The organism is Massilia sp. MS-15 (assembly GCF_020176695.1).
Taxonomy (GTDB): Bacteria; Pseudomonadota; Gammaproteobacteria; order Burkholderiales; family Burkholderiaceae_D; genus Telluria; species Telluria hydrophila.
On sequence record NZ_JAIWIA010000034.1, the window covers coordinates 54,519 to 70,251 of the forward strand.

18 protein-coding genes are annotated in these 15,733 nt (G+C 68.0%); 10 read left to right on the forward strand and 8 right to left on the reverse strand.

Features of this window, described 5'->3' with window-relative positions:
* Nucleotides 1-13 precede the first annotated feature (13 nt).
* Together LCI23_RS13850 and LCI23_RS13855 are read right to left on the reverse strand one after the other, a co-directional pair.
* Nucleotides 14-478, reverse strand: coding sequence for a DUF2269 domain-containing protein (locus LCI23_RS13850; protein WP_224947031.1), 465 nt, complete (start codon nt 476-478; stop codon nt 14-16).
* Nucleotides 478-1,767: an SDR family oxidoreductase gene (locus LCI23_RS13855; protein WP_224947032.1), complete on the reverse strand. Its 1,290-nt coding sequence runs from the start codon at nt 1,765-1,767 to the stop codon at nt 478-480. The genes LCI23_RS13850 and LCI23_RS13855 overlap by 1 nt, the downstream gene beginning before the upstream one ends.
* A gap of 43 nt (nt 1,768-1,810) precedes the next feature.
* Between LCI23_RS13855 and LCI23_RS13860 the strand changes: the two genes are divergently transcribed.
* Nucleotides 1,811-2,278: a hypothetical protein gene (locus LCI23_RS13860; RefSeq protein ID WP_224947033.1), complete on the forward strand. Its 468-nt coding sequence runs from the start codon at nt 1,811-1,813 to the stop codon at nt 2,276-2,278.
* Nucleotides 2,279-2,365: 87 nt separating this feature from the next.
* Here LCI23_RS13860 and LCI23_RS13865 read toward each other — a convergent pair whose 3' ends face one another.
* A complete protein-coding gene (locus tag LCI23_RS13865) occupies nt 2,366-3,301 on the reverse strand; it encodes a DUF808 domain-containing protein (protein ID WP_224947034.1) in 936 nt (311 codons plus the stop codon).
* A 199-nt stretch (nt 3,302-3,500) separates the two neighbouring features.
* On the opposite strand from LCI23_RS13865, the gene LCI23_RS13870 reads away from it, so the two are divergent.
* The 9 genes from LCI23_RS13870 (at nt 3,501) to LCI23_RS13910 (ending at nt 12,271) form a co-directional block, all read left to right on the forward strand.
* Nucleotides 3,501-3,722: a BrnA antitoxin family protein gene (locus tag LCI23_RS13870; RefSeq protein ID WP_224947035.1), complete on the forward strand. Its 222-nt coding sequence runs from the start codon at nt 3,501-3,503 to the stop codon at nt 3,720-3,722.
* 109 nt (nt 3,723-3,831) lie between these two features.
* Nucleotides 3,832-4,116: an HU family DNA-binding protein gene (locus LCI23_RS13875; RefSeq protein ID WP_224947036.1), complete on the forward strand. Its 285-nt coding sequence runs from the start codon at nt 3,832-3,834 to the stop codon at nt 4,114-4,116.
* A gap of 125 nt (nt 4,117-4,241) precedes the next feature.
* Nucleotides 4,242-4,889: a LysE family transporter gene (locus tag LCI23_RS13880; RefSeq protein WP_224947037.1), complete on the forward strand. Its 648-nt coding sequence runs from the start codon at nt 4,242-4,244 to the stop codon at nt 4,887-4,889.
* A 166-nt stretch (nt 4,890-5,055) separates the two neighbouring features.
* Nucleotides 5,056-7,284, forward strand: coding sequence for a DUF6600 domain-containing protein (locus LCI23_RS13885; protein WP_224947038.1), 2,229 nt, complete (start codon nt 5,056-5,058; stop codon nt 7,282-7,284).
* A gap of 330 nt (nt 7,285-7,614) precedes the next feature.
* A complete protein-coding gene (locus LCI23_RS13890; RefSeq protein WP_224947039.1) occupies nt 7,615-7,881 on the forward strand; it encodes a DUF493 family protein in 267 nt (88 codons plus the stop codon).
* 78 nt (nt 7,882-7,959) lie between these two features.
* Nucleotides 7,960-8,649: a lipoyl(octanoyl) transferase LipB gene (lipB, locus tag LCI23_RS13895; protein WP_224947040.1), complete on the forward strand. Its 690-nt coding sequence runs from the start codon at nt 7,960-7,962 to the stop codon at nt 8,647-8,649.
* A 26-nt stretch (nt 8,650-8,675) separates the two neighbouring features.
* Nucleotides 8,676-9,662, forward strand: a complete 987-nt coding sequence (gene lipA, locus LCI23_RS13900; RefSeq protein ID WP_224947041.1) for a lipoyl synthase — start codon at nt 8,676-8,678, stop codon at nt 9,660-9,662.
* A 122-nt stretch (nt 9,663-9,784) separates the two neighbouring features.
* On the forward strand, nt 9,785-11,779 hold the full coding sequence (locus LCI23_RS13905) for a helicase-related protein (RefSeq protein WP_224947042.1): 1,995 nt from the start codon (nt 9,785-9,787) through the stop codon (nt 11,777-11,779).
* A gap of 39 nt (nt 11,780-11,818) precedes the next feature.
* A complete protein-coding gene (locus LCI23_RS13910) occupies nt 11,819-12,271 on the forward strand; it encodes a PaaI family thioesterase (RefSeq protein WP_374041172.1) in 453 nt (150 codons plus the stop codon).
* 6 nt (nt 12,272-12,277) lie between these two features.
* On the opposite strand, the gene LCI23_RS13915 is transcribed toward LCI23_RS13910, so the two are convergent.
* From LCI23_RS13915 to LCI23_RS13935, 5 genes are read right to left on the reverse strand one after another with little or no spacing between them, the layout of a single operon-like run.
* The gene (locus tag LCI23_RS13915) at nt 12,278-12,805 is read right to left on the reverse strand and encodes a TlpA disulfide reductase family protein (protein ID WP_224947044.1); all 528 of its coding nucleotides are present in this window, start codon (nt 12,803-12,805) and stop codon (nt 12,278-12,280) included.
* Nucleotides 12,806-12,853: 48 nt separating this feature from the next.
* Nucleotides 12,854-13,486 carry a BON domain-containing protein gene (locus LCI23_RS13920; RefSeq protein WP_224947045.1) on the reverse strand — a complete coding sequence of 211 codons (633 nt, stop codon included), beginning with the start codon at nt 13,484-13,486 and terminating at the stop codon, nt 12,854-12,856.
* The gene (locus tag LCI23_RS13925) at nt 13,483-14,076 is read right to left on the reverse strand and encodes a phosphoheptose isomerase (RefSeq protein WP_224947046.1); all 594 of its coding nucleotides are present in this window, start codon (nt 14,074-14,076) and stop codon (nt 13,483-13,485) included. The genes LCI23_RS13920 and LCI23_RS13925 overlap by 4 nt, the downstream gene beginning before the upstream one ends.
* Before the next feature lie 56 nt (nt 14,077-14,132).
* Nucleotides 14,133-14,492, reverse strand: a complete 360-nt coding sequence (locus tag LCI23_RS13930; RefSeq protein ID WP_224947047.1) for a YraN family protein — start codon at nt 14,490-14,492, stop codon at nt 14,133-14,135.
* Between the two features lies 1 nt (nt 14,493).
* Nucleotides 14,494-15,684, reverse strand: coding sequence for a penicillin-binding protein activator (locus tag LCI23_RS13935; protein ID WP_224947048.1), 1,191 nt, complete (start codon nt 15,682-15,684; stop codon nt 14,494-14,496).
* Nucleotides 15,685-15,733 lie beyond the last annotated feature (49 nt).

Sequence of the window (15,733 nt, forward strand, 5' to 3'; positions counted from 1 at the left end):
CTGGAGTGAGAGGTCACACCGGCTTGGCGACCATCAGCCAGAAGATCGCCACGAAGGCGACAAAGGCCGGTATGCCGAGCGTGACCCAGATACGGAAGTAACGCCAGTACTGCGGCGTGAGTCCGGTACCCGTGTGCGCCGCGTGCCGGGCGATGTCGCGCATGCGGATCTGCAGCCACACCACCGGCAGCCAGCAGGCGCCGGCCAGCACGTACAGGGCAATCGACCACATGATCCATTTGCTGTGCAGCGGGTAGCCCGCCAGGTGGATCATGTAGAAGCCGGTGAGCGGCTGGGCGATGGCGGTCGTCGCCGTGAACAGCCAGTCGGCCACCACCACGTTCCTGGCGACCACGGCGATCGCACGCACGTCGCGGCTGAGGTTGGCGAACAGCATGTACCAGGCCGAGCCGATGCCGGTGCCGAACAGGAAGGTGGAGGACAGGATGTGCAGCCACTTGACGACGACGTAGTCCATCAGTGTTCCTCCAGTTCGTACAGCAGCCAGATGGCGGCCAGCATGGGCAGGTTCTTGGTGAGCGGTCCGTACGGGTGGAGCAGGAATTCCGGCAGCCTGATTGCGATGACGACGGTATAGAAGCCGATCAGCCCCAGCTGCGCCAGCCATAGCCTGCGGCGCCGGCCGAGGAACAGGGTTCCGAGGCCGAGCAGCAGGTCGCAGCTGGCGGCGCCGTACAGCATCAGCGGCTGCAGCGCGGGCGGAATGCCGGTGCGCCCCAGCAGCGCGTAGCTGTCCTGGACCGGATACAGGCCGAAGGACACGATCGCAGTGAGGATCCACACCGCCGCGATCGACAGGCGCAGGACGGGCAGCAGCCAGCCCAGCCTGGCGCGGCTGCGCTCGGCGCCGGGGCTGGCGATGAACTCGCCTACCTCCCGCGGCGCATGGCCGATCAGCCGTGTCGTCATGGCCGGGTCGGCCGCATTGCCGCGCTCCAGCATGCGCAGCGCGTCCTCGTCGAGCAGGCCGCCCGGCAGCAGGGGCGCGCAGCGCGCCAGCCCGCGCGCCACGCTGCCCGGCAGCGCCAGGACGCGCTGGCGCCCCATGCCCATCGCCGTGCGCAGGGCCTGCAGGTAGTCGGTGAAGGGCATCGCGCGCGGGCCGACCAGCGGCACCCTCAGCGCGGTGCCGGCGCCGGAAGGCAGCGGCAGCCGGTGCCGCAGCAGGCCGAGGATGGCCGCCACCAGGTCGTCGATGTGGATCGGCTGCACCAGCTGCGGCGCGCTGCCCAGGCGCAGTCCCAGCGGCATGCTGGCCAGGGTCCGGAACGCCTTGCTGCTCGCGCCTTCCGGCCCGTACACCAGCGAGGGCTGCACGATGTAGGCGCGCAGCGGCAGCATGGCCAGGTAGTCGTCGGCCGCCTTCTTCGACAGGTGGTAGCGGGTATCGGCGCCCTCGTCCGCGCCCAGCGCCGACAGCTGGATCACCATCTGCACCTCGTGCGATTCGGCGCAGGCGGCGAACAGCGCGCGCGGGGCCTCGGTGTGCAGGCGGGCGAAGGTCTGCGCGCCCGATTCACGGAAGATGCCGACCGTGTTGATCACCACGTCGATGTCCCTGATGCGCGCCAGCCAGGCGGATTTGCCGGTATCTTGGGCGAAGTCGGCATGGATGAATGCGAGGCGGGGATCGCTGCTGGTCCGGGTCCGGCGCACCGCGCACGCCACATGGTGGCCTTCGGCCAGCAGGGCTTGCAGCAGGTGGCTGCCGATGAAGCCGCTGGCGCCCGTCAGCAGGATGCGCATCCATGCTTCCTTTCACGTACGCTGCCCATCAAGAGGTTTCTCCATGGAGAACTGGAACACTGCACTACAGCGCGGCCTCGTCTCCGGCGCCGCCTCCAGCATCCTGTCCACGGTCGCGCTGGCGGCGCTGGGCAAGAAGGAGGTCGGCAGCGCCTATGCGCCCACCAATGCGGTCAGCCACTGGATCCATGGCGACAAGGCGGCGCGCCACAGCGGTCCGTCGCTGCGCTACACCGTCCCGGGCTACCTGATCCACCACGCCAGCGCCACCTTCTGGTCGGTGCTGTTCGAGCGCTTCGCGGGCCGCTACCTGGACCGCACGACCCCGGCCGGCTACCTGAGCGCGGCGGCGGCCACCTCGGCCTTCGCCTGCTTCGCCGACTACAAGCTCACGCCCAGGCGCCTGCAGCCGGGCTATGAAAAGCACCTGTCGAAACCATCGCTGGCGATCGTGTATGCCGGCTTCGCACTGGGACTGGCGGCAGGGGCCGCGCTGAGCCGCCGCCGCTAGTCTAGTGCAGGCGGAAAAAACGTGACGCCATGCGTGCATGGCGTCGGGGACGAATGGAAGAAGGATGGCACCGGCCCGGGCGGCCGCTCAGTGCGCTTTCTTGCCGCGCAGGCGCTGCACCAGCGTCACCACCGCCAGCACCAGGCCGCCCACCACCACGCCGGCCAGCGCATCGACCACGGTCGGGGTGATCGCCGCCAGCACCCCGCCGATGCCGGGCACGCCGGCGGTCATGTGCGCCGCTTCCTCGGCAAAGTGGTGCAGCGGTTCCCAGGCATGGGCGATGATGCCGCCGCCGACCATGAACATGGCCGCGGTGCCCACCACCGACAGGAATTTCATCAGGCGCGGCGCGGTGGCCAGCAGCAGCCTGCCGGTGCCGCGCGCCAGGCCGCCGGCCTTGCGGCTCAGGGACAGGCCGGCGTCGTCCATCTTGACGATGCCGGCGACCAGGCCATACACGCCGATGGTCATCAAGAGCGCGATCGCCACCAGCACCATTACCTGCTGGCTGAAGGGAGCGTTTTCCACGGTGCCGAGCGCGATCACGATGATTTCCGCCGACAGGATGAAGTCAGTGCGCACCGCGCCCTTGATCTTGTCCTTTTCCAGCGCGCACATATCGGTGTCGGTCGCCGCCAGGTGGGCGACGTGCTCGGCCTTGTGCTGGGCATCTTCTTCCTTGCTGTGCAGGAATTTATGCGCGAGCTTCTCGAATCCCTCGTAGCACAGGAAGGCGCCGCCGATCACCAGCAGCGGCGTGATCAGCCAAGGCACGAAGGCCGAGATGGCCAGCGCGGCCGGCACCAGGATCGCCTTGTTCTTGAACGAACCCTTGGCCACCGCCCACACTACCGGCAGTTCGCGGTCGGCATTGACCCCGGTCACCTGCTGGGCGTTGAGCGCCAGGTCGTCGCCCAGTACCCCGGCGGTTTTCTTGACCGCCACCTTGCTCATGACCGAAACGTCGTCGAGGACGCTGGCGATATCGTCCAGTAATGCCAGCAAACTACCTGCAGCCATTGTTCATGCTCCAATCATGTCAAGATGTCCACATCTTACCTGAGGCTGGAAAGCCAGTCACACGGTTCAGCGCGACTTTTTGCATTCCAGTCGCGCAAAACTGCATCTCGTCGCTTTTGCCAGGCATCCCATCCTGCACATACGTATAGTGCGAGGCTGTTGGCTGCGGTACTGCAGCCTCGCCACCGAAGGAGATGCCATGAATACCGAATCGACCCTGCAAGCCATTCCGGTTGCGGCACCTGCGCGCCGCGCCCGCCCGCCGAAACGCAAGACCCGTATCACGATCTACCTCGACGACGAAGTGCTGAGCGAATTCCGCAACCTGTCGGAGCGCTGCGGTACCGGCTACCAGACCCTGATCAACGCCGCCCTGCGCCACCGCCTGGCGGTGCCCGGCGCCGAAACCAGCCTGGCCTGACGCCGCCAACGGCGCGCCTGTGGCACGCCTGCCTGCACCTCCGGGTAGCGAGATTACATAGAGCAATAATTATGCTAATCTTCCTCCTCTTTTAACCCCGGAGGGACTTATGAAAAAAGGCGAACTGATCGCGGAATTCGCGAAGCGCACCGAGATGTCGGGCGCGGCTGCCAACACCGCCGTCAACACGATCATCGAGATCATCACCGAGCGCCTGAAAAAGGGCGACACGGTCGGCATCACCGGCTTCGGCACCTTCTCGGTCACCAAACGCGCAGCGCGCAAGGGCCGCAACCCGGCAACCGGCGATGTGATCAAGATCGCTGCCTCGAAGAGCCCACGCTTCGCTGCCGGCGCCACCCTGAAGGCCGCCGTCAATCCGAAGAAGAAGTAAGCGCTTCCCCAGGCCCCGCGCCGCGCTCCGGTCTGCCGGACGCGCGCGCTGGCCCGTTCTACGCTATCTTCTCCAGCCGCACTCTCACGCTCCCCTCCTCTTCCTTTCCCCTTTCTCGCCGCAGCATGAGCTTCACCACCTGGATTGCTTTCGTCATCGCCGGTTCGCTGATCGCCATTTCGCCCGGCTCCGGCGCTGTGCTGTCGATGTCGCACGGCCTGGCCTATGGCCTCAGGAAGGCCAGCGCCACCGTGCTGGGGCTGCAGTTCGGCCTGATCCTGGTGCTGGTGATCGCGGGGGCCGGCGTCGGTTCGCTGCTGCTGGCTTCCGCGCTGGCCTTCACCATCGTCAAGACCATCGGCGCGCTGTACCTGATCTACCTCGGCATCGCCCAATGGCGTGCAAAGATCGAAGCGGCGCCCGGCGCCGGCGCGCTGGCGGCCGGCCTGCCCGCGCACCCGGGCTTCGGCAAGCGCGTGATGACCGGCTTCCTCACCAATGCCACCAACCCGAAGGGCATCATCTTCATGGTCGCGGTGCTGCCGCAGTTCATCGCCAAGGAAGCGCCGCTGCTGCCGCAGCTGGCGATCCTGGGCGTGACCATGGTGACCATCGACTCGCTGGTCATGCACGGCTATGCCGCCCTGGCCTCCTCGATGCAGCGCTTCTTCCGCGACGTGCGCGCCGTGAAGATCCAGAACCGCGTGTTCGGCGCCGTGCTGGTGCTGATGGGTTCCCTGCTGTTCCTGGTCGAGCCGGGCCGCCGCGCCTGACGCGGGCCTGCGCGGTTATCGCGCAGTCACCGGCGCAGTCACCCGTGTAGCGCGCCGTGTAACTGTCACTCGGCAGTTGAAACTTTCTGTAATTTGCGTGGTCCGGCAGCCCGGCCTGCGTTGTAATCAGCGTGCCGTCCCTCGTCCCTCTCTTGCGGAGCCTTCCATGAACAAGCGATTCGCCCACACCGCCGTGATGCTCGCGCTCGCGGCCCTCTCCACTGCCGCGCTGGCGCAGGATGCGTTCGACAGCGAGCCGCCCGGCCGGGTGGGGCGTGTCGCGCTCGCCCAGGGCAAGGTCAGCATCAGCGGCGGCGGCGACAGCGCCACCGACGCCCTGGTGAACTGGCCGGTCACCAGCCGCAACCTGATCACCACCGCGCCCGGCGGACGCACCGAAGTGCGGGTTGGCTCGACCGCGATCCGCGTCGACGGCGACAGCTCGCTGGAAGTGACGGAACTCGACGACGACAGCCTGCGCCTGCGCCTGCACTACGGCAGCGCCAGCATCCGCATCCTGAGTGACGAGGTGCTGCCCGAATTCGAGCTGAGCACGCCGCAGGGCCGGGTGCGCATGCTCAGGCCCGGCCGCCTGCGGGTGGATGCCGAGCGCGTGGCCGACACCAGCGTGGTCAGCGTGTTCGACGGCGAAGCCCGGGTCGAGGGCGGCGGCGCCAGCCTGACGATCCGCGCCGGCCGCAGCGCGGAACTGCGCGACGACGACGTCCGTACCCTGCAGGCACAGCGCGACGGCTTCGACGACTGGGCGCTGGAGCGCGACCGCGCGCTCGACGGCGCCCGTTCGGCGCGCTACGTCGGCACCGAGATGACCGGCTACGAGGAACTCGACCGCTACGGCAGCTGGCAGGACGATCTCGAATACGGTCCGCTGTGGATCCCGTCGGTGGCCACGAGCTGGGTGCCCTACCGCGACGGCCGCTGGAGCTGGATTTCGCCCTGGGGCTGGACCTGGGTCGACAACGCGCCCTGGGGCTATGCACCCTTCCACTACGGGCGCTGGGTGCAGGTCAGGAACCGCTGGGCCTGGGCGCCGGGCCGGGTCGAGCGCCGTCCGATGTGGGCGCCGGCGCTGGTCGGCTGGGTCGGCGGTAGCGGCTGGAGCGTCAACTTCCACCAGCACGGCACGCGGCCGGCCACCGGCTGGTATCCGCTCGGCCCGCGCGACCATTACGTCCCGCACTACCGCCTGTCGGACGAGCGCCTGCGCCGCCTGAATAGCTGGAGCTGGCGCGAGGGGCGCGGGCGCCGTGACCGCGACGGCGACGGGCGGCCGGATTACCGCAACCGGGGATTGACCGTGGTGCCGCAGGCGCATTTCGGCCAGCGCGGTTCGGTGGTGGTGCCGAACGCGCCGCGTGCGACGCCGTCGCAGGCGCTGCCGGCCACGCCGGGCACCGCTCCGGGCGCGCCGCAGGGCTGGCGCGAACGCGCCAATCCGCGGCCGATCGCCGACCGCGACCGCGACGGCATCCCCGACCGCGTCGACCGTGACCGCGATGGCGACGGCATCCCGAACCGGGTCGACAGCCGCGACGACGCGCGCGCCAATGCCCCCGTCCGCACCCGGGACGATCGCGATGGCGATGGCATCCGCAACCGCTTCGACCGTGATCGCGACGGCGACGGCATCCCGAACCGGGTCGACAGCCGCGACGACGCGCGCGCCAATGCCCCCGTCCGCACCCGGGGCGACCGCGATGCCGATGGCATCCGCAACCGTTTCGACCGTGATCGCGAAGGCGACGGCATCCCGAACCGGGTCGACAGCCGCGACGACGCGCGCGCCAATGCCCCCGTCCGCACCCGGGGCGACCGCGATGCCGATGGCATCCGCAACCGTTTCGACCGTGATCGCGATGGCGACGGCATCCCGAACGTGGCGGAGCGCCACGACGGTGCGCGCAATAACCAGTGGCGCGAACGCGGGCGTGACGAACGCGCGGCGCGTGGCGAGCGTCCGTCGGTAGTGGCAGCGCCGGTCCAGCCTCCTGTGGTGACGCCACCAGCTGCGCTGCCCACGCCTGTCGTGACGCCGCCGGCCCAGCCGCGGCCAGAGCCGGGCCAGCCGGGCGTCGGCTTCCAGGGCGAGCGCGGCATGCGTGGTGACCGGGGTGACCGGGGTGAGCGGGCAGACCGGGCAGACCGGACTGAGCGTTTCGAGGGCCGGCGCGAGCGTCCACAGCCGATGGCACCGATGCCGCAGCCCGCCATGCAGGTGCCGGCCGCGCCGCAGGCGATCGCGCCGCCGGCACCGCGCGCCATGCCGATGCCGGCACCCGCCACGGCACCGTCGGCGCCGCCGCCGGGCCGGGGCCGCTTCGAGCAACGGACCGAAACGCCGGACGGCGACCGGCGGCCTGACAAGATGCGTTGACGAAAAACAGCTTGGATGCAAGGGGCCGGATGCCGTATCCGGCCCTTTTTTCTGGTGCGTCCTGCCCTTGCCCCGTCCAATCCGCGCTTTGCGTCGTCTGTCGCCCCAATCGACCGTTCGTCACATTCCGTTCGCGCCATGGCCGGCAAACCGCTACAGTGGCATCACTCGCTCGCAGGCAGCAGCGCTGCTCCGAGCGGCCCGAATGTCCCGCTATTTCTTTAGCTGATAGAAATAGTTCAGGCCGGCCGACAGCGCCGGCCTCTTTTTTTCCGCCCATGCGCCTCCATCTGGGAGCGGCTACAATGCCGCTTTGCACAGGACGAAACCATGGACCCGAAAGACTCCCTCATCGAATACCCGAGCGACTTCCCGATCAAGGTGATGGGCGCTACCCACGCCGACTTCGAGGCGACGATCGTCGAGGTCGTCATGCAGCTGGACCCGACCTTCCATGCCGGCAAGGTACAAAGCCGTCCCTCGGCCAAGGGCAATTACACCGGCCTGACGGTGACGGTGCGCGCCACCAGCCGCGAGATGCTGGACGACGTCTACCGCGCCCTGTCCTCGCACCACATGGTCAAGATGGTCCTGTAGGTCCCTGGAAGCCGGCCGGCACGACAGATCGCGCTGGCTTATAATGACAGGGCTGTCCATATTCCCGCCCTATACCCAATGTCCGCATCCCGTCCCGTCCCGCCGCTGGTCCGCGCGCTTGGCCGCGTCGACTATGAGCCCACATTCGCCGCGATGCGCGCCTTCACCGACGCGCGCACGCCCGAGACGCGCGACGAACTGTGGATCGTCGAGCATCCTCCCGTGTACACCCTGGGCCTGGGCGCCGACCGCGCCCATGTGCTGGCCCCGCATGGTATCCCCGTGGTCCAGACCGACCGCGGCGGCGAGGTGACCTTCCACGGTCCCGGCCAGGCGGTGGTCTACCTGCTGATGGACCTGCGCCGCAACAAGCCGGGCGGCAAGCTGTACGCGCGCCAGTTTGTGGCGAAAATCGAACAGGCGGTGATCGAGGTGCTGGCGGCGTATAATCTGGCGGGCGAACGCGTGGCCGGAGCCCCCGGCATCTACATGGCGGACGGCCCAATGAAGGGTGCGAAGATCGCTGCCCTCGGCCTCAAGGTGCGCGGCAACGGCTGCACCTACCATGGCGTGTCGCTGAACGTGGCGATGGACCTGTCCCCGTTCACCTGGATCAACCCGTGCGGTTACGCCGGCCTGGCCACGGTCGACATGCGCGCGGTGGGAGTGGACGCCCCGCTGGAGGATGTCCAGCAGGCGCTGGCGCAGGAACTCGTGCGCCAACTGGCGACGGCCGAAGCGGCCGTGCCGGAACCGAACAACCTCTGAATGGAAGCCCGCCAGGGCCCGAGCCAATGACTACCGAAACGACTACCGGCACTGCCGCCGCCTACGACGCCACCGAAAAGCAGAAGGGCGCCAGCAAGACCTCGCGCATCCCGATCAAGATCGTCCCGATCGCCGATACCGAGCGCCTCAAGAAGCCGGACTGGATCCGCGTGAAGGCCGCCACGGCCTCCTCGCGCTTCTACGAGATCAAGGACATCCTGCGCGCCAACAATCTCGTGACCGTGTGCGAGGAGGCGAGCTGCCCGAACATCGGCGAATGCTTCGGCAAGGGCACCGCGACCTTCATGATCATGGGCGACAAGTGCACCCGCCGCTGCCCGTTCTGCGACGTCGGCCACGGCCGCCCGGACCCGCTCGACGTCAACGAGCCGGGCAAGCTGGCCAAGACCATCGCCGACCTGCGCCTGTCGTATGTCGTGATCACCTCGGTGGACCGCGACGACCTGCGTGACGGCGGCGCCGGCCACTTCGTCGAGTGCATCCAGAAGACCCGCGCGCTGTCGCCCAACACCAAGATCGAGGTGCTGGTGCCGGACTTCCGCGGCCGCCTGGAAAAGGCGCTGGACATCTTCGCCGACGGCCTGCCCGACGTGATGAACCACAACCTGGAAACCGTGCCGCGCCTGTACAAGGAAGCACGCCCGGGCGCCGACTACCAGCACTCGCTGGTGCTGCTGCGCGACTTCAAGAAGAAGTACCCGAACGCGGTCACCAAGTCGGGCCTGATGGTGGGCCTGGGCGAGACCGACGAAGAGATCCTGGAAGTGATGCGCGACATGCGGGCGCACGATATCGACATGCTGACCATCGGCCAGTATCTGGCCCCGTCGAACTCGCACCTGCCGGTGCGCCGCTACGTGCATCCGGATACCTTCAAGATGTTCGAAGAGAAGGCCTACGAGATGGGCTTCGTGCACGCCGCCGTGGGCGCGATGGTGCGTTCGTCCTACCACGCCGACCAGCAGGCGCACGAAGCAGGCGTCGCCGCCTGATCCGCTTGAGCGCGCGGGACGGCGCCGCCGCTGTCCCGCGTGCGTGTCCCGCGCATACCCGAACAGTGCGTGCGCCGCTTCCGCGATATAGTTGATGGCAACCAGACATCGCGCAAGCAAGCATGAATCACAATCCAACCCCTCCGGACGACACCGAACACGACGACGCCTTCCTCGAGCGCGAACTCGACTTCGCGGAACGCGGCATCGAACTGGTCAAGATGGAAGGCCGCGTCTTCCTGCGCTTCTCGGGCGAGGTGCGCTACGAAGGCCTGCGCGTGCCCTACTGCCTGGTCCCGTCGCGCGGCGTGCTGGCCAAGCCCAGCAAGTGGCGCAAGATGGACATGCTGGCGCGGCGCAACCTGCTGGCAGAGCGCGCCACCCCGGACGCCATCGAGCAACTGCAGACCGAGGCCGAGGATTTCGTGCGCGACATCGCGGAACAGGCCGACGACTTCGGCTGGGACCCGATGCTGTTCCTGCAGGTGCTCGACGAGCTGGAAACCTCGGAGCCGGCCGAATACGTGTTCCAGCGCATCGCGCAGCGCCTGACGCACGCCGTCGAGCGCGAGCAGGAAGAGCGCCACGCCGCCCGCACCAAGGAAAGCATCAACCTGGCCGAGTACCCCGAATCCTTCGAGGTCGCCAGCAAGATGCAGCGCAAGTTCATCGCGCTGCTCGGCCCGACGAATTCAGGTAAAACCCACCGCGCGATGGAAGCGCTGGCCAAGGCCGCCAGCGGGGTCTATCTTGCGCCGCTGCGCCTGCTGGCGCTGGAAAACTACGAGCGCCTGCAGAACGCGCGCCCGCACGGAAAAGAGATCAAGGTCAGCCTGATCACCGGCGAAGAGCGCCGCATCGCCGAGGACGCGACCCACGTCGCCAGCACCGTCGAGATGCTGGATACGAAAACCGCGGTGGAAGTGGCCGTCATCGACGAGATCCAGATGCTGGCCGACCGCGACCGCGGCGCCGCCTGGACCGCCGCCGTGTGCGGCGCGCCTGCCGCCACCGTGTTCCTGGTCGGCGCGCCGGAAGCACGGCGTGCGATCGAGGCGCTGGCCGAGCGGCTCGAGGTGCCGCTCGAAGTGCACGTATTGAAACGCATGGCGCCGCTGGCGATGGAGCCCGCGCCGGTGCGCAAGCTCGGCAACCTGCGCCGCGGCGACGCCGTGATCGCCTTCTCGCGGCGCGACGTCCTGATGTGGCGCGACATGATCACCGAGAAGGGACTGTCGGTGGCCACCGTGTACGGCAACCTGTCGCCGGAAGTGCGGCGTGCCCAGGCCGAGCGCTTCCGCGAGGGCCAGGCCGACATCGTGGTCGGCACCGACGCGCTGGCGATGGGCCTGAACATGCCGATCGCGCGCATCGTGATGACCACCACCGTCAAGTACAACGGGGTCGAGGAAGAAGAGATTTCCGCTGCGCTGGCCAAGCAGATCGCGGGCCGGGCAGGGCGCTACGGCGTGCACGAGGAAGGCTTTGTCGCCGGCTACGACGAGGACACGCACCAGGTGATGCGTGCGCTGATGAAGGAAAAGATCGCGCCCGTGGCGGCTACCGGCTTCGCGGTCGCGCCTTCGCTGGAACAGCTGCACCGCATCTCCTCGGTGACCGGCGAGACCTCGCTGGTGAAGCTCCTGAAACGCTTCGTGCACAACATCGACGTGCCGGACGGCTTCTTCTATCCGCGCATCACCGAAGAGCAGAACGAACGCGCCGAATGGCTCGACACGCTGCCGCTGTCGGTGGCGGAGAAGTTCATGCTGTCCCTGGTGCCGATCTCGAGCCGGGTGCCGGTGCTGCAAAGCGCCTGGGAACATTGGGCGCTGTCGCTGGCCAAGAAGAAGGTGTGCAGGCTGCAGCCGCACCCGCAGGAGCTGTTCTACATGAACCTGCAGGAGGTGGAAGACACCTGCCGCATGTATTCGGCCTATGCCTGGCTGGGCTACCGCGAGCCGGAATACTTCCCGAGCATCGCCGAAGCGCAGCAGCTGGCGCGCGAAGCGTCGGAACGGGTGGATGCGATCCTGCAGCAGCAGAACACGGCGGCGCGCCAGCGCGGCGGCTCAGGTGGCTCAGGCGGCGCACGGAGCGGCAAGCGCCGCCGCTGACTCCACGCAGCGCTGCAGGATCCGGGCGCAGGGTGTACGATGCCGCCTTTTCCAGTAAGGCGACGCACCGTGAATCCCAAGTACACCCCAGACTCCTTCAACGCATTCGGCAAGGCTTTCCTGCCCGGCCACCTCGGCATCGAGATCACCGAAGTGGCCGAAGGCCGCGTGTGCGCCGAACTGCCGGTGCTGCCGCACCTGCTGGCGCCGAACGGCTACCTGCACGCGGGCAGCGTGGTCACCCTGGCCGATACCGCGGCCGGCTATGCCTGCGTGGCCCACCTGCCGGAAGGGGCCAGCAATTTCACCACCGTCGAACTGAAGTCGAACCACCTGGGCACCGCGCGCCAGGGCACGATCGCGGTGGTGGCCAGCGCCGTGCACCTGGGCCGCACCACGCAGGTATGGGATGCGACGGTGACGGACAAGGACAGCGGCAAGACCATCGCCCTGTTCCGCTGCACCCAGATGATCCTGTATCCGAAGGCCTGAGCGGCTTCAGGAAGCCAGCTCTTTCTCGAGCAGCTTGTGCAGCTCGGGGAAGGCCGGCTCGCCCACGTAGCGCTTGATGATCCTGCCCTGCTTGTCGATCACGAAGGTGGTCGGGGTCAGGGTGACGTCGCCGAACTGCCTGGCGATGTCGCCGGCCGAGTCGATCGCCACCGTGAACGGCAGCTTGCGCGTCTCGGTGAAGTTCAGCACGTAGTTGGGCGGGTCGTACTGCATCGCCACCGCCACGAATTCCAGGCCTTGTGCCTTGTACTTGTTATAGGTCTCGACCATCTGCGGCATCTCCTTCACGCAGGTGGTGCACGACGTGGCCCAGAAGTTCACCATCACCACCTTGCCGCGCAGGGACTCGGTACTGATCTTGTCGCCGGCGATGCTGATGAAGGTGACGTTCGGCGCCGGCGTGCCGCTGTCGAAGACGGTGTAGCCGATGCCGGCCAGGGCCAGCACCAGCGCGCAGGCGGCGGCCGGCTTGATCCAGGGGCGGGAGCGTGGGGAGTCGGTGGAAGCGGTCATGTCGCAAGGGCATAAAAAAACGGCAGGACCGCAGTCCCGCCGTTGGCATTAACTCTGGCTCGGTGCGGGCTGGCTGGCACGCGGGTCTTCTTCGGCGATGTATTCGAAGATCTTGACGACACGGTTCACGCCGGCGACGCCCTTGGCGACGTCGGCCGCGATATTGCCCTCGCGCTGGGTGACGAGACCCTGCAGGTAGACCACGCCGCGCTCGGTGGTGACCTTGAAGGCGGTGGCCGACACCGTCTTCTTGTCGACCAGGCTGGCCTTGACCTTGGTGGTGATCAGGGCGTCGTTCGAGCGCGAGGTATAGCTCGACGGGCCGGCGATTTCCAGTTCGTTGATCACCGAGACCACGTTGTCGATGGCGCGCACTTCGCGCTCGGCGGCCTGCTTCATGGCCTCGTCGCGCACTTCGCCCGTCAGCAGTACCTTGCGGTTGTAGCTGGTGACGTTGACGTGGCCATTCTCGCCGGTGAGCTGCTGCATCTTGATCTCGGCCTTGACGTTGATCGCCTTGTCCTCGGTCTGCATGCCGAGGGTGCGGCGGTCATTCGCCGACAGCACCGCCGTGGCGGCGCCGCCCACGGCCATGGCCACGCAGCCCGAGAGCGAAGCCGCCAGTGCGGTGCCCAGTACGATTTTCGACATCAGGCCGGTCAGCGGGCGCGTATTCATCATTCCTCTTCTCCTCCGAACAGTGCGACGTCGATGCCGTCGCAGATACAGTGAATCGCGCACAGGTGGACTTCCTGGATGCGCGCGGTACGTGCGTGCGGCACGTTGATATGGATGTCGGCGTCGGTCAGGAGCTTGGCCAGGGCGCCGCCGTCCTTGCCGGTGAATGCCACGATGCGCATCTCGCGCTCCAGCGCCGCTTCCACAGCGGCCAGCACATTGGCCGAGTTGCCCGAGGTCGAAATCGCCAGCAGCACGTCGCCGGCCTGGCCGAAGGCCTGCACCTGCTTCGAGAAGATTTCCTTGAAGCTGTAGTCGTTGCCAACCGCCGTCATGATCGAGGTGTCGGTGGTGAGCGCAATGGCCGGCAGCGGGAAGCGCTCGCGTTCGAAGCGTCCGACCAGCTCGGCAGCGAAGTGCTGGCAGTCGGCGGCGGAACCGCCATTGCCGCAAGCGAGGATCTTGTTGCCGTTGGACAGGGCATGGAACATCAGTTCGACGGCCTGCGAAATGGGTTGCGCCAGGCTGGCGGCCGATTTCATCTTGAGATCGGCGCTCTCCTGGAAGTGAGCGAGGATGCGTTGAGTATTCATAGGCGAGGATTATAGTGCAGTGGCATCCGGGGTCGGGCAAGGACGGAAAATATTGCTTACACTTCAATCACATCCTGCAGCCAGCTGAGCGCCTCGCCATCGATGGCGACCACGTCGAAGCGGCAGGGGGGCAGGGCGGGAAAGCGCAGCAGATAGTATTGCGCGGCGCGCACCAGGCGCCGGATCTTGGCGGGCGTGATGCTGGCGGCCGCGCCGCCGTGGGCGCTGTCGGCGCGCTGGCGCACCTCGACGAAGACCAGGGTCTCGCCATCGCGCATGACGAGGTCGATCTCGCCGCCCTTGCAGCGGAAATTCTCCTCGACCAGCCGCAGGCCCTGGCCTTGCAGGTGGAGCAGGGCGACCTGCTCCCAGTCGCGGCCCTGGGCCTGCCTGGTGGACAGGCGCACGGGCCACATGTCAGCGCCCGAAGGCCACCGCTTCGAACATGCCGTCGCGGTAGACCGAACCGGTCTCGACGCGGCGGAACGCGGCCGTGCTGCCCACGCCCATGTCCACCGACAGGCGGCCCGTGACGCCGTCCAGCTCGAAGGCGCCGCCCGGGCGCAGCGCCAGCTCGCGCGCGATGCGGAAAGCGTCGATGCCGAGCGCGTACAGGCGCTGCATGTCGAAGCCACCGCCGGCATCGTCCCAGCGCGGGTAGCTGGCCACCAGCGGATGGTCGGGCTGCACCGTCCAGGGCAGGTCGAGGATGCGCACGCCGCTCAGCTCCGGGGCGAGGGCGGCCGGGTCCCGGCCCGGGTTGACCGAAGCCGTGCCATAGGTCGGCAGCGAGGTGCCGAGGGCGCTGCGCACCTGGCGCAGCTGGGCCGCGTCGAGGGCGGCGAACACCAGCTGCGGCGGATCGACCTGCAGGCGCGCACGCAGCTCGGCCAGCGCATTGCCGTCCACGTAGCCGCCGCTGCTGGGCAGCTCGACGGTCGAATGATTCAGGCCCAGCTGCGACCAGCGCGCAGCGAAGGCGCCGGACAGGCGCTGCTGCCAGGCCGCCTTGCCGGTCAGGACCAGGGCGCGGCCGGCCGGCTGTTCCGCCGCGGCCCAGTCGGCCACCTGGTGCGCCTCGTCCTCGAGCGAGAGCCCGATGACCAGCATCTGGCGCGGTAGCGGACCGCCGGTCTGCGGATGGTTCAGGGCGATGGTCGGCCGGGTGACGGCGCCGCTGGTGGCAAGTGCCGCCACGGCAGGGCGGGCCAGCGGGCCGACCACGATGTCATTCTGCTCTGCGGCGCGGGCGTAGGCGTCGAGCGTGGCTTGGGCCGAGTCGCCGGTGGGAATCACGTTGACGGTCACGCCGCCGCGCTCGCGCTCATAGGCGGCCATGAAGCCGGCGCGCAGCGCTTCGGCCGGCTGGCCCAGCGCATCGGACTGCAGCGGCAGCAGCAGGGCGATGCGGGTGGCAGGACCGCTGCGCTGCGGGTCGGCGGCAAGCGGGCGGCCATCGGCGGAGGGCGGCAGGTCGATCGGGTTGGTGACCACCGGGGCGGCCGGCGGCGGCGGCACGTAGCCCGGTTCGGCCGGCGCCGGGCTTGCACTCGGCGCGGCGGGCGCGCAAAATCCGCCCGGTACGCCGCAGCCAGTGTCTGGCGGCAAAGGTGTACTGCTACAGGCAGACAAGCTGCCCACCAACAGGCCAAGTGTG

What these genes read in the sequence shown, in the direction of transcription:
- LCI23_RS13850 (WP_224947031.1), bottom strand. Translation starts at nt 478, where the DNA reads ATGGACTACGTCGTCGTCAAGTGGCTGCACATCCTGTCCTCCACCTTC.
- LCI23_RS13855 (WP_224947032.1), bottom strand. Translation starts at nt 1,767, where the DNA reads ATGCGCATCCTGCTGACGGGCGCCAGCGGCTTCATCGGCAGCCACCTG.
- LCI23_RS13860 (WP_224947033.1), top strand. Translation starts at nt 1,811, where the DNA reads ATGGAGAACTGGAACACTGCACTACAGCGCGGCCTCGTCTCCGGCGCC.
- LCI23_RS13865 (WP_224947034.1), bottom strand. Translation starts at nt 3,301, where the DNA reads ATGGCTGCAGGTAGTTTGCTGGCATTACTGGACGATATCGCCAGCGTC.
- LCI23_RS13870 (WP_224947035.1), top strand. Translation starts at nt 3,501, where the DNA reads ATGAATACCGAATCGACCCTGCAAGCCATTCCGGTTGCGGCACCTGCG.
- LCI23_RS13875 (WP_224947036.1), top strand. Translation starts at nt 3,832, where the DNA reads ATGAAAAAAGGCGAACTGATCGCGGAATTCGCGAAGCGCACCGAGATG.
- LCI23_RS13880 (WP_224947037.1), top strand. Translation starts at nt 4,242, where the DNA reads ATGAGCTTCACCACCTGGATTGCTTTCGTCATCGCCGGTTCGCTGATC.
- LCI23_RS13885 (WP_224947038.1), top strand. Translation starts at nt 5,056, where the DNA reads ATGAACAAGCGATTCGCCCACACCGCCGTGATGCTCGCGCTCGCGGCC.
- LCI23_RS13890 (WP_224947039.1), top strand. Translation starts at nt 7,615, where the DNA reads ATGGACCCGAAAGACTCCCTCATCGAATACCCGAGCGACTTCCCGATC.
- lipB (WP_224947040.1), top strand. Translation starts at nt 7,960, where the DNA reads ATGTCCGCATCCCGTCCCGTCCCGCCGCTGGTCCGCGCGCTTGGCCGC.
- lipA (WP_224947041.1), top strand. Translation starts at nt 8,676, where the DNA reads ATGACTACCGAAACGACTACCGGCACTGCCGCCGCCTACGACGCCACC.
- LCI23_RS13905 (WP_224947042.1), top strand. Translation starts at nt 9,785, where the DNA reads ATGAATCACAATCCAACCCCTCCGGACGACACCGAACACGACGACGCC.
- LCI23_RS13910 (WP_374041172.1), top strand. Translation starts at nt 11,819, where the DNA reads ATGCCGCCTTTTCCAGTAAGGCGACGCACCGTGAATCCCAAGTACACC.
- LCI23_RS13915 (WP_224947044.1), bottom strand. Translation starts at nt 12,805, where the DNA reads ATGACCGCTTCCACCGACTCCCCACGCTCCCGCCCCTGGATCAAGCCG.
- LCI23_RS13920 (WP_224947045.1), bottom strand. Translation starts at nt 13,486, where the DNA reads ATGATGAATACGCGCCCGCTGACCGGCCTGATGTCGAAAATCGTACTG.
- LCI23_RS13925 (WP_224947046.1), bottom strand. Translation starts at nt 14,076, where the DNA reads ATGAATACTCAACGCATCCTCGCTCACTTCCAGGAGAGCGCCGATCTC.
- LCI23_RS13930 (WP_224947047.1), bottom strand. Translation starts at nt 14,492, where the DNA reads ATGTGGCCCGTGCGCCTGTCCACCAGGCAGGCCCAGGGCCGCGACTGG.